This window comes from Streptococcus sp. 29887 (assembly GCF_032595075.1).
GTDB classification, from domain to species: Bacteria; Bacillota; Bacilli; order Lactobacillales; family Streptococcaceae; genus Streptococcus; species Streptococcus iners.
In genome coordinates this window covers 335732-349278 of record NZ_CP118735.1, presented here as the reverse complement: position 1 = coordinate 349278, position 13547 = coordinate 335732, and the positions used below count along the sequence as shown (strand labels likewise).

Here is a 13547-nt window from a genome sequence, read left to right as displayed (position 1 = left end):
AGGCTAATAGTAGCCTTGGTTTGGCTACCAAAACAGGTTCCAGAGATCTTCTTATCAAAGTATATTCATTTTAAGGCACAAGAAAACACCTCTGTGTATACTTGTAGTTCACCACAAAGCCCTCACTAAGATGTTACACCTAGTGGGGGCTTTATGTTCGTTTTCATTATTCTGTGGGTGAGGGCGGAGCCATCATGGATGTCTTTCCCGTCCCCTATTTACTTTTCATTCTCAACAGCAGCTGTGACGAAGGCGGTATAGAGGCCCTCTGGACGGTTGGGTCGAGATTGGAGTTCTGGGTGATATTGACAGGCAACAAAGAACTTATTCTCAGGAATTTCAACGATTTCAACCAGGCGGTTGTCTGGCGATACGCCTGAGAAGACAAAACCAGCTTCTTCAAATTGTTGACGGAAGTCATTGTTAAACTCGTATCGGTGGCGGTGACGGCGTTGGACAACTTCTTGATTGTCATAGGCTGCCGCAGCTTTTGAACCACGTTTGAGCTTGCTTGGATACAAACCTAAACGAAGCGTTCCACCCAAATCTTCCACGCCAATTTGATCACGCATGATATCGATAATCGGATACTTGGTTTCAGGATCCAGCTCAAAACTATTGGCTCCTTCTAATCCAAGAACGTGGCGAGCAAATTCCACACAGGTCAACTGCATGCCCAAGCATACCCCCAACATAGGCACATCATTTTCACGCGCATAGCGAATGGCTTGGATTTTTCCTTCTGTGCCACGGTGACCAAAGCCACCAGGTACGATGATTCCCTGGGCTTGTCCAAGGCGGTCAGCTACATTTTCTGCTGTCAGGTCGTTGGCATTAACCCAATCCAACTCAATCGCAGCATCGTTGGCATAGCCAGAGTGTTTCAAGGCTTCTACAACTGAAATGTAGGCATCTTGGAGTTCGACGTATTTACCAACAAGGGCAATCTTAACAGTCTTCTTGAGATTTAACACCTTATCAACCATGGCTGACCAATCTGTCATATCTGCTGGCGGCACATCCAGTTTCAAGTGGTCGCAGACAATCTGGTCCATGTTTTGCGCCTGCATATTGAGAGGAATTTGATAGAGGTGTTCAACGTCCAGCGATTCAATCACCGCTTCTGGCGCTACATCACAGAATTGAGCTAATTTATTTTTTATGCCTTGACCTGCCGGCTGTTCTGTCCGAATCACCAACATATTTGGCTGAATTCCAAGTCCACGCAGTTCTTTGACCGAATGTTGGGTTGGCTTGGTTTTCATTTCTCCTGCCACTTTGAGATAAGGCAAGAGGGTCGTATGAATGTACATAACGTTTTCAGAGCCAACATCTGCCTTCATCTGACGGAGAGCTTCAAGGAAAGGCAAACTTTCAATATCTCCGACAGTTCCACCTACTTCTGTGATGATGACATCCGCATCTGTCGTACGGGCTGCTCGCTTGATTTTGTCCTTGAGAGCATCTGTGATATGTGGAATCACCTGAACCGTTGCTCCTAGGTACTCTCCTTTGCGTTCTTTACGAAGGACTTCGCTGTAAATTTTACCAGTTGTGACGTTGGAGTATTTGTTGAGGTTGATATCGATAAAACGCTCATAGTGACCGAGGTCCAAGTCAGTTTCTGCACCATCATCGGTTACAAATACTTCTCCGTGTTGGTAGGGGCTCATAGTTCCTGGGTCAATGTTGATGTAGGGGTCGAATTTTTGAATGGTGACTTTTAAGCCTCTGTTTTTCAAGAGGCGACCCAAACTTGCTGCTACAATTCCCTTACCAATCGATGACACCACGCCACCAGTTACAAAAATATATTTTGTCATGCAAACTCCTTTTCTACTGTCATCATCATGATGGGGTAGATGTCAATAATGATGAAGAAAAAACAAAAATAGCTCCCTACGAATAGGGAGCTCCGACCTCAAAAGAGGTGCCCGATAATATCTTATCGCAATCTCATTGCCTTGTCAAATACAATTTTATATGACTATTCGTCTACAGGCTCTTCATCTGAGTAGTCATCATCGACTTCACCCAAATCAACCTGTTCTACATCCAATTCATCATCGGTGATAATTTCATTGATTTCAGAATCGTATGACTCCACCTCATCCTTCTCATCATCAGGATTTTCATCATCATATTCAGATGTCGATCTGTCAGAGTAGTCGTCTTCATCTTCTGGATCATCATGACCGTAATCGATGGCATCTTCATCTCCGTCCATAAAGGCATTGACACGTTTTTTCTTACGTTTCGGTGCATCTTCATCATCTTCTTCAAGAGTGATCACTTCTTCATCAATTTCATCAATAGCATACCAAGAACGTAATCCCCATTTATTTTCACCGAGCGGAATAAAGCTACCATCCACATTCAAATCTGAATAAAAAGTTGGCAAGGCTGCTCGAATCTCGCTATTTGATTTTTCAAGGTAATTTTGAATTTCATTGACCAAATCATTGAAGTACATTTCATTGTCACGTCCGCGTTCTTCCAAAATAGCACGGGCTACTTCAATCATGGAAAGTTCACTTTTTTCTTGTCCTGCAAATACGTTTAATTCCAAGGCTCTTCTCCTTTTTTGTCTTTCCTTTCCATTTTACGCTAAAACTCTTAATTAGTCAAAGATAAGTGAAAATTTTTTTAGAAAAGAAAAGCCTAGTCGGCACTGCCAAACTAGACCTCTTTTTTCTTCCTAGCGACTAACTAGGCTTCCTCTCTCTTTTTGAATAAAAGAAATGCGGATAGGCTTGTCAAGCTAGCCACAAGATAGAAACTCATATTTTCTACAACTCCCGTTGCTGGAAGGGTTTTAGTAGAAGAAATCTGTTTCACTGAACCTTGTTCTCCTGCTACTGATGGCACAGGAACTGGCTTGATGACTTCTGGAAGTGTCAGATTCTTCTCCGGTCTTGAAGCAGCATCTGCATAGTCAGAGCCTTGTTTTAACTCTACTTGATTACTGAAACCATCACCATCTGTATCGGCAGTCAAATCAAATGTCAGAAGGGCTGGGGTGGTCACAGATGAACCGGTCAGTTCCAAATGACCTTCTGGTAATTCTAGATAAGCTGGCTCACCTGTGGCTGTTACAACTGGAACTGAACCTGCATTTGCATAATCAGAACCTTGCTCCAACTCTACTTGATTACTGAAACCATCGCCATCTGTATCGGCAGTCAAATCAAAGGTCGGAAGGACTGGGGCAGTTACAGATGAACCGGTCAGTTCCAAATGACCTTCTGGTAATTCTAGATAAGCCGGCTCACCTGTGGCTGTTACAACTGGAACTGAACCTGCATTTGCATAATCAGAACCTTGCTCCAATTCTACTTGGTTACTAAAGCCATCGCCATCTGTATCAGCTGACAAGTCAAAGATTGGAAGGGCTGGGGCGGTTACGGAAGAACCATTCAGATTCAAATGACCTTCTGGTAATTCTAGAAAGGCTGGCTCACCTGTGGCTGTTACAACTGGAACTGAAGCCGCATTTGCATAATCAGAACCTTGCTCCAATTCTACTTGGTTACTAAAGCCATCGCCATCTGTATCGGCAGTCAAATCAAAGGTCGGAAGGACTGGGCTTGTGACAGAAGAACCCTTTGATGTCACATCTGGAACTGAACCTGCATTTGCATAATCAGAACCTTGCTCCAACTCTACTTGGTTGCTGAAGCCATCGCTATCTGTATCAGCTGACAGGTCAAAGACCGAAGGCGCTGGGCTTGTGACGGAAGAACCCTTTGATGTCACATCTGGAACTGAACTTGCATTAGTATAATCAGAACCTTGCTCCAATTCTACTTGATTGCTGAAGCCATCGCCATCTGTATCGGCTGACAGGTCAAAGGCTGGAAGAACTGGAACATCATTTGTGAGAGATTTTCCTCCATTTTCAATGTCTCCCTTGGCTGTCAAAATCAGATTCAAATAGTTGCGAACTGCCTCTTCGACCTTATAAGTCGTCGGAGCATCTACCACACCATAACCTGTAGGCACTTCAATGCGGATTGAATAGTCCCCATGTGTAACCAAACGTTCAAAGACTTCCGGAGCATAACGAGCACGAGTAAGCTCAAGCTCTTCTCCGCTCTGATTAACCAAATATACTTTAGTTCCTTCTGGCACTAGACCACCAAAATCTGCTAGAACCGGAGAACGGTCTACAGCAATTACTCGGAAATCAATACCAACTAAACTATTCTCTTCTGAAACAGTAAATGTTTTTATGAGAGGCTCACCGTCAATGAGACGAACCTCATCCTTATCGAACAAATGCAATTCAACTGTGTAGGTACCAAACGGAAGCAGTTGAATATTACTTGTCGGACCAGCTGGTTTCAATAACTCAAGCTGATTTCCTTCTGCATCTCTAATAATATAATTATAGGCAGTTGGGTATTCTTGATCAGTCTGGTCATTGATAATCTGTACAACAACAACCCCATGGTCGCTTGGCACTTCTGCAAATTCAGATAAATTGGCACTTAGAACGTTACCCGCCTGATCCTCTACTGCATAGAAGAAGCTAGAAATGTCCAGTGGACGACCTAAGATGTCCTCTGTCGGCAATTGATACACACCATTTTCATCTGGTTGTACATAGACACGACGTGGCTGGGTCAATACTTCTTTCAATGGACGACCAGTTGGACCAATATTATTTGGATTTTCAATTTCTACTGGTTGCCCATTTTCATCTTTTGTATGGATAACATAGTAAACACGCTCACGGTAAATCGGCATACCGTAGGCAATCGGAGCACGTGGTTTAAAGGTCATTGCCTCCATATCCACAACACCCGTTGTAATAGCAGGGCGAACACGATTCAATTCAATGGTATAGGTAATGAATTGCTCCTTGGCACCAGATGTTTCAGGCAGGTATGAAATAACGTATTGATACTTACCATCTGGCAAATCTTGACCGTTCTTATCCTTACCTTCCCAGGCAGATGTTTCAATCAAATGTGCACGTGGATTAGTAGGACGACCAGCATAGAAATTCTTCGGCCCGCTGATTGAGTCCCCTTGCCATAATGGCGTCTTACGCTCTGTATCTTCTGCGGCATAAACTGTCGCTTGTAAATTACGGAAGTTACGAAGGAATACGCCACGGAAAACAATTCCATCTCGGTTTCCGTCTCCATTTGGAGAAAGAGCGAGGATTGGCTGGCCATTCTCATCTTTTTTCAAGAGGAAATTTCCGTCTGCATCTTCAAAAGTACCCAAGATAAATGGAGATTGAACACCATATTCACCTGTTTCATGGTTAAATTCCGCTTTACCAGATAACAAGGCTGTGTAGAAGTTTTTCTCATCTACTGCCAAACCACCTGTCACAGAGAAATCATTTTCTGTATAGAAAGGAGCTTCCTCGGTAGAAAAATCATAAATCGATTTCTCTAAAACTGCCAAATCTTGGAATTTCCCTCGGAAACCAACGAATGGAAGACTGACCAGATCCATTTGATCATCTTTATTTAGGAAGCGAACAAAACCTTCCAAATAATAACCATTTGGCATCAATTGAGCTAGTTCCTCTGCATAACTAGACGCATCTAAAGAGATAGTCACTGTCTTGCTAGAATGTGCATCGACAGTAATTTCCTGTCCCTCAACCTGTGTCAATTCCCGTGCCGTCAAGCTGAATGTACCGTTCTCAACAGCATCTGTATTCAAGTGTGTCTTGTAGGTAACAGTCTGAGCCTTGTCAGATGTATTGTAGAGCGTCACATCAAAGCTGAAGTTGTCTTGGACATTACCTAGTGAAATGCTCGGATAACCTTCGCTACCTAAAACATACAAGTCTGTCGCAATAGCCGCTGGAACATCAATCAAACCTGAACCTTGCTGTCTTGGTGAAACATAAGCATTGGCAGTCGCATCAAAGTGTGGACGAGCTGTTGACATCAAGACTTGCTTGATACGGTCTTGAAGAGCTTGTCCTGTCAAGCCATGATATCTCTCCATCAATCCTTTTTTAATAAGGGCTACAGCACCTGCAACATGCGGAGAAGCCATGGACGTACCGTTCATGCTAGCATACTTGCCATCATTGATACTGGAATAAATAGCTCCACCCGGTGCAGTAACATCCGGTTTCAACTCACCATCTGCCGTCAAGCCCCAGCTGGTAAATTCAGACATCTGATTGCCCTCTGGATTGTCCATCATGGCTTTCTTTTTGTCAAACACTAGCTTGTAGGTGCCTGTGCCTGATTTATCTGCCAATTCCAAACCAAGTGCTTTAGGAATAAAGATAGATGGGATAGAACGAGCTTCTCTTGAGGTTACCGCCATTGATAGGTCATTACCTGTATCAATGTTATTGAAAATAACTGCTCCAACTGCTCCATTTTTCTTGGCTTCAGCAATCTTAGCATCAAACGAAATTGCACCACGTTGGATCAGAGCGACTTTGCCATTAAGGTCTTTCCCTTGGAAATCTTCAGGATTACCAATACCGACAAAAACGTAATCGTACTCTTGGCTGGCATCAAAGTCTGGTAGACCGCTAGGCTGAGTGTAGGTTCCCTTACCATTGTTAAATGCTGGCTGGTTTTCCATACCTCGAATGGTAAAGACATCTTTTACGATATGGGTATTATTGAAAGAAGCCACCGCAATGGAATCCTTAGCTGCTGCCGGAGAGGCTACTAGACCATAATCTGGATTTTCGACCCAAGGATTATCCTGTCCATCTCCCCAAACACGGTCGTTACCCGCCGCAATAACAACGGACACTCCACGTTTCTTGGCATCTTCAATAGCTTGGTTTAAAGCAACACTGGCATCAATCAAAGAACCTGCTGCCGAACCCAAACTCAAGTTAATGACATCAGCACCCAACTTGACAGCGTCTTCAATCGCTCGGATATAAAGAAAAGGCTGGGTTCCACTACCAAAATTCTCTGAAAAGACACGCATAAACATAAGCTGAGCTTCAGGTGCTACACCCACAATCTTTTGCCCAATGCTATCTTCCTGAGAAGGGTTTCCTGCTGCAATACCTGCAACGTGACCACCGTGAGTGGCTTCCTTGCTTTCTTTTACCTCATTATTTGTATCTAGATAATTATAAGCAAAGACGATTTTTTCACTGTACCATTGACCGTAATGAATACCCGCCTGTTCTTTCACAACAACAAGTTCTTCCTCACTTTGATACTTGGCCTTTGTGATATCTGTCAGACGATAGGCATCGTGCTCCACATCAATACCAGAATCGACAATGGCAATGACCATCCCTTCTCCCTTGTTGCCTGCCTCCCAGACAGTAGGAACATTGATGAGAGCATTGCTCTCCTCTGAAAGCACTTCCTCGCCTCCAGAAAGCTCGGTAGCAGTAGCAGAATTATCCAGGGTAGACTCCGAATCAGTAACTACAGGCTCTACATTCTCTGTAACAAGAACAGCAGCCCCAACCACATCCTCTGTCTGAACCTGGTCAGTAACTGGTTCAACTACACTTGAAGCTGGTTCAACCATATTAGAAACTAACTGGGTTTCGCCGACATCTTCTTCTTTCTCCGTCAATGACAGATCTAAACCTTGATCAGCCACTGGAGCTAGGTCTGTTTCTACAGAATGGGCCATTGAGTTATCCACTGTTACAAGCGGAAGTGTATTGGTTTCATTCGCTAAAACAGGCACTGCCACATAAGTTGTAGCCGTCAAAAGAGTCAATAAACTACTTGCCTTCAATAGTCGATTGACCAAATTGCGATTTGCCATAAACATAACCTCCTTTTTTAGATTTGTATTCTACATACAAAAAATATTTTATCACGAAATCGCTTTCTGGACAATACTGAATTTTCAGATTTTTTTGAAAAATATAAGAAAAGCTTCTGCCTTCCACTTAAATGACTAGCATAGTGCCAACCATTCAAGAGACTGCAAAAGCTCATTTTTTATTCTGAAACAGAATCTGTTACCCTGCTTTCTATACTTTCTGTCGAAACAACTGAAGAAGCTACTGGTTCAACTGGAGGAACTAATTCAGATGGTGCCTCTAACTCCTTGACTGGCTCTTCTACAGCTGGGGTTGTTTCTGAAGCTGCATCCGTCGGCATTTCACTTGACGGGCTAGTTTCAACCTCGGTTTCTTGCGATTGACCACTTTCTTGACTGTCAGATGTGTCTGTTTTTTCTTCCGATGCAAAGCGTTGGGCTGGCGTTGCAATAATAGACGAAACGCTTGGTTGAGTCCCTGCTTCTGTAGGTCTAGTCGGCTGAGGGGGCTCTACTACAACTGGTGCATTGGATGCTAGCAAGGCTTCAGCTAGTGCTAATTCTGTTTGAGGATTGAGGGCCGCTTTTTCCACACGGTAGAATCCTGAGCCATCCGCTCTAGGAATTCGGAAGGCTGTTTGAGATACCTTGGTTTTTGGATCCAAAACATCTTGCGGGTCAAAAATATAGCCGTCTTTTGTTATGTACTTCCCTGCTGCCTTGGCGGTTGCCAATTCCTCTGCCGAATGGATAATTTGCCAGTTTTTCAAGCCTGCCCGTCTATCAAGCGGCGTCACACGTTTGGCCAATTCTTCCGCATCACGTTTATTAAGAAGAGCTTCTACAGCTGCTAGTTCCTCTTGTGAAAGGTCTTTTTTAGCTACTGAGCGTAAAGAACCTCCTGTCGCTCTTGGAACGCTAAAGGCTTGACTAAAGATAAAGCTGGCTGGATCCAAGACATCTTCTGCTGCAAAGATATAACCATCATTGGTCGCAAACTTACCCTGCGCACGCGCAGCCATGACTTCTTCAGCAGTATAAACAATCTGCCAATTTTTCAAGCCATGGCGCTCTGCTTTCGGTATAGCATTTAAAATCGACGGAACCTCTTCAGCCATTTCTCCATCGCCATGCCCAGCTGTTGTCCAAGCTGATGGACGAACATCCGGATGTTGCATGATGTAACGAATGGTTGCAATTTGTTCCTTGCTCAACCAAGTATAAGGCAGAACATGGATATGGTCTATGTGAGGAATGACAAAGGAAGTACCCGTATCGTAAGTCGCATTAGCTCCCTTCATTGGAATCTTGTCCATAGTGACCAACATGGCAGGTTGAAGATCTCCTTCAGCCAACGGAGCAATGTCAAAGATATATTGTTTATCTTTTTCTGATAGGGTTAATTCTGCAAATGAGATTTTCATCCAATCCAATTCGTCACGGCTATAAGAATAAGTCTTACCTGCTTGCTGCACATGATAGACAACCTTGCCGTTCAATCTTTCCTTGCCTGTAACCAATTTATAGTCAAAGTCTGGACGATTCTCTTCTAAGGCTGTGCTTGTTTCAACCGTAGGCTTTTCTGTTTCCACAGACTCCATTCCTGCTGAAACTATACTGCCAGACGGAGCAAACACTTGATTTTCCTTGGGCTTATCCGTTTCTAATGGACTTGTCGGTTGAGATGGTAGTGGACTATCAATAATTAGATTATGTATTGGTTTTGTCGATAATACCGGAGCACCTGTTTGCTCTCTCACCCACTCTTCCACTTGCCTGATTTCAAAGTCTTCCAATTCACCAAGACCAACATAATGGAAATGGTCCCCATGACTAGCAATCAAGCCATGCTCATCAACTGATGTTATGGATTCTTTGCTAAAAACGTAGCCATCACTTGTAAAGTAGGCCTTGCCATCCAATCCCTTACCATAGATAGAAATTGGCCGTCCCATATAGGAATGAACTTTCTCCCTAGGTTGACTAGGTTTTACGAGATCAACAGGAAGACTTGGTTGGCTTAATAGACTTGAATTAGCAGGTTCAGTAGCATGAGATGCAAGAGTAGGCTGGGAAGATTGAACAGGACTGATTGGACTAGCCACTGACGAACTAGGAAACGTCACTGGACCAGCCGTTTCTGTCGGTCTATCTTCCGAAACCGATGCATATGAAACCGAAACACCTACACCAATCATCCGAGTAATCTTCTCTTCCAAGGCTGACATCTGGTTATAAGGGATGAAATGATGGTGATCTCCATGGGGAACAACAACACCTGTCGCAGTTTTCTTAGTTATGGTTCGTGGATCAAAGACCAGGCCATCTGCTTCCACATGACGTTGGGATAAAGGTGTCGCATCCAGCTGAGCCAACAAGCTAGCCAAATCTTGACCCTGTACTGAAACAGGAGTTTCCTGCCGAACTTTCTGGGTGTGATTTCCATAATGACTTCCAGCACCTGACTGGTTCCCAGACTTTTTATTCCAGTAATCCTGAGCAGCTTTTAACTCTGTTGCTGAAAGATCTTTTTTCGGAATGAAATGGAAATGGTCCCCATGGGGAACAATAAAGCCATCACCGGTATCTTCAATGACATCTGTCGGATTAAAGACATAACCATCGTCAGTCTTGTAGGGACCATCTGAATGGCTAGAACCTGTCGCCTGTCGCTTGCTATCAGCCGATGTAATCCCTTTCTGTCGTTCAACCTCTTCCTTGCTCCGAACATTTTTCTGCTGTTTGACATCTTTCAAGTAAAGGTAATATTTCCCATCTACCTTGATAACATAGCCATCTTGAACCTCATTGATAATGTGACTATCTTGAAGGACATAATTCGGATCCTTCATGACCAATTCTTCACTAAAGATTGCATCGAAAGGCACCTTGCCATTGTAATAATGGAAATGATCTCCGTGAGATGTCACATAGCCTTGGTCAGTAATTTTGACAACAATCTGCTCAGCATCAATATTTTCCTTTGCCGAAACCTGTTCCGGAGTTAATTGCTCCGCAACCAATGACTGTTCCTTTTGACTATCTTCAATATAGGACACTCGATTTTTTTGTTCTTCTGTCGCCTGATAACGACCCAACTGGTAGCTACACACACTCATCCCCAAAACAAGGGCTGCTACCGAACCAACAAGAGCTTTCTTCTTCATTTTATCTCCTCTATCAATGATTATTTCAATTCTTGAGCAAGAGTTTCTAAAACCTGCTCTAAGTTTTCTAAATAGGTCAAGTTATTTTCTGGATCTGCCTCCAGAGGATCCAAGACCTTCAAGTCCACACCTGTCGAAGTTGCCAGAGCCTTAGCCAATTTATCCGACGTTCCCTTTTCGGTAAAAATCGTTTGTACCCTGTAAGTGTCGACAAACTCTTTAATCTCTGCCAACTGCCTTGGGCTAGGTTCTTCCTCAGATACCCCTGCTATCCCCAACTGCTTCAATCCAAACCTCTGGGCAGTATAGGAAAAGGCAGTGTGTTGGGTCACGAAGGTTTTTGAACTGGCCTTAGCAAAGATTGGAATATATTTGTCCGCCAACTTTTTGGCATTCTCATCCAAAGCCTTAGCATTTTCCCGATAATAATCCGCATTTTCAGGATCACTCTCTGCCAAAAGTTCCCCAATTTCAAGGGCTTCCTGTCCGACCAAGACCGGATCCAGCCAGGTGTGGGGATCATACAAACTAGCCTCATCAATCCCCTGACCAACTTCCATATCTTCTAGACCAGGAACTTTTAACAAAGGCAGGCTTGTAGATGCTTCTAAGACCTTGACGGACGAATCCTGTAAATTCGGATCCAAGCGCCCTGCCCATGACTCTAAAATCCTTGAGTGATAAATAAAGACATCTGCATCGTAAATGGCTCGTATATCTGCCGCTGATGGTTCGTATGAATGAATTCCCGAACGCGAACCAATCATCCGAACATCATTCTTATCTCCCGATACTTCCTTAACCAATGAATAAATAGGGTAAAATGATGTCACAATCCGCATTCCTGACTGAACCTGACTAGCCTCTTTCTGAACCGAGCAAGCCATCAAGCACAAACCAGCTAGAACAGAAAGACAGGCTCTAAGTATTTTCTTTAGCATATTTCCTCCTTTTCACAAAAAACATTAACCAGTTAAGTTTATATCACAAAATAATTAACCAGTCAAGTATTTTTAAAAAATATATACTAATTTATCAAAAAACAAAAAGAAAACCCGACTAAGTCGAGTTCAGAATGAAGACAAAGTCGTTAGAATTATATTTCTAACGGCTTTTTCATATGTAAAGTAGTATAATAGAGATAGGAATACTAGCTAATAAGCAGAGGGAGAATCGCTATGTTACACAAAGAAAATCCAGACTACAATCGCGGTCAATTTGGTTTCTACAGTTTAGATGACCTTGTTCCTCAAGATCATCTCCTTCGTCAAATAGAGGAAGCTATTGACTTCTCCTTTATCTATGACTTAGTCGCAGATAGCTATAGCGATGATACAGGGCGTCCTAGTCTTGACCCTATTCTGCTCATTAAAATTCCAATCCTTCAGTGTCTCTTCGGCATTCGTTCCATGCGTCAAACCATTAAGGAAATCGAAGTCAACACTGCCTACCGTTGGTTTCTTGGTCTTCGACTGGATGATAAGGTGCCTCATTTCACTACCTACGGAAAGAACTATGTCCGTCGTTTTCAAGATAGACAAGTTATTGAAGGCATTTTCACCCATATCTTAGGTCTCTGCGTCAATGCAGGCTTCATAGATCCAACAGAAATTTTCATTGACGGTACCCATATCAAGGCTGCGGCGAATAATCGTAAATTCATCAATCGTGAAATTGAAAAGCAAGCCAAGTTTATGAGTGACCAGCTAGAGATTGAAATTAACAGGGATAGAGAAAAGCATGCAAAAAAGCCGCTAGGGCCCGCAAAAGAGGAGGGACCCATCGCTAAGAAAATTTCTACAACTGACCCTGAAAGTGGCTGGTTTCATAAAGGGGACCATAAGGAAGTATTTGCTTATACAGCTCAGGTTGCTTGTGACAAGCATGGTTGGGCTCTGGCTTATAGCGTGGAGGCTGGCAATGTCCATGACAGCCAGGCCTTTCCTGTACTCTTCGCTAAACTCCAACCCTTTCAGCCTAGCTTTCTCGTTGCCGATTCTGGCTATAAGACCCCAAGTATCGCTCGCTTCCTCCTAGAACAAGAGATTACTCCAGTCTTTCCGTATACACGACCGAAAGGAAAGAAAGGGAAACTACGCTCGAAGGATTTTGTCTATGATGAATACTATGACTGTTATATCTGTCCTGAGAATCAGGTCTTAACCTATCGCACTACAACCAGAGAAGGTTATCGGGAATATAAGAGTGACTCAGCTATCTGTGCTACTTGTCCACTTCTATCAATTTGTACAGAAAGCAAGAATAAGCAGAAAGTGGTAACTCGACACATTTGGAAAGAGGCTTTAGAAAGCTGTGAAGAGATTCGGCACAGGAAAGGTATGAAGGAGCTCTACCAGAAGCGGAAAGAAACCATTGAACGCCTCTTTGGGACAGCCAAAGAGTACCACAATCTTCGTTACACAAGAGAGAAAGGCAAGTCCAAAATGGAGGATAAGGTTGGACTGACTTTGGCGTGTTTAAATCTCAAGAAATTGGTAAAAATGAGGGCAGGGAAGCCTTTTTATTTTGTCCAAATAGCCACTATTCTGGCAAAAAGACGGACTATCAGACCAATAAACAGAAAAAGACAAACATCAAGCGAGATGTTTGTCTTCATTCTGAACCCGACTAAGTCGAGTT

General features: G+C 43.3%; 5 protein-coding genes and 1 pseudogene. 1 reads left to right on the top strand and 5 read right to left on the bottom strand.

The features are described 5' to 3' along the window. Positions 1-218 precede the first annotated feature (218 nt). The 5 genes from PW252_RS01755 to PW252_RS01735 all read right to left on the bottom strand — a co-directional run bounded on the left by PW252_RS01755 (position 219) and on the right by PW252_RS01735 (position 11848). Positions 219-1823, bottom strand: a complete 1605-nt coding sequence (locus PW252_RS01755) for a CTP synthase (protein ID WP_248051516.1) — start codon at positions 1821-1823, stop codon at positions 219-221. Positions 1824-1987: 164 nt separating this feature from the next. Next, positions 1988-2569, bottom strand: a complete 582-nt coding sequence (gene rpoE, locus PW252_RS01750; protein WP_248044674.1) for a DNA-directed RNA polymerase subunit delta — start codon at positions 2567-2569, stop codon at positions 1988-1990. A gap of 140 nt (positions 2570-2709) precedes the next feature. Further along, positions 2710-7740 carry a S8 family serine peptidase gene (locus tag PW252_RS01745; RefSeq protein WP_316716836.1) on the bottom strand — a complete coding sequence of 1677 codons (5031 nt, stop codon included), beginning with the start codon at positions 7738-7740 and terminating at the stop codon, positions 2710-2712. Between the two features lie 179 nt (positions 7741-7919). Continuing rightward, positions 7920-10907: a pneumococcal-type histidine triad protein gene (locus tag PW252_RS01740; protein WP_316716835.1), complete on the bottom strand. Its 2988-nt coding sequence runs from the start codon at positions 10905-10907 to the stop codon at positions 7920-7922. A 20-nt stretch (positions 10908-10927) separates the two neighbouring features. Further along, positions 10928-11848, bottom strand: a complete 921-nt coding sequence (locus PW252_RS01735; RefSeq protein ID WP_248051517.1) for a metal ABC transporter solute-binding protein, Zn/Mn family — start codon at positions 11846-11848, stop codon at positions 10928-10930. Positions 11849-12085: 237 nt separating this feature from the next. Here PW252_RS01735 and PW252_RS01730 point away from each other — a divergent pair. Beyond that, positions 12086-13539 (top strand): annotated as a pseudogene (locus PW252_RS01730) (IS1182 family transposase). Positions 13540-13547: the final 8 nt, after the last annotated feature.

Excerpts from the sequence above, each read along its gene's own strand:
- PW252_RS01745 (WP_316716836.1), bottom strand. The coding sequence starts at position 7,740 with ATGGCAAATCGCAATTTGGTCAATCGACTATTGAAGGCAAGTAGTTTA.
- PW252_RS01755 (WP_248051516.1), bottom strand. The coding sequence starts at position 1,823 with ATGACAAAATATATTTTTGTAACTGGTGGCGTGGTGTCATCGATTGGT.
- PW252_RS01740 (WP_316716835.1), bottom strand. The coding sequence starts at position 10,907 with ATGAAGAAGAAAGCTCTTGTTGGTTCGGTAGCAGCCCTTGTTTTGGGG.
- PW252_RS01735 (WP_248051517.1), bottom strand. The coding sequence starts at position 11,848 with ATGCTAAAGAAAATACTTAGAGCCTGTCTTTCTGTTCTAGCTGGTTTG.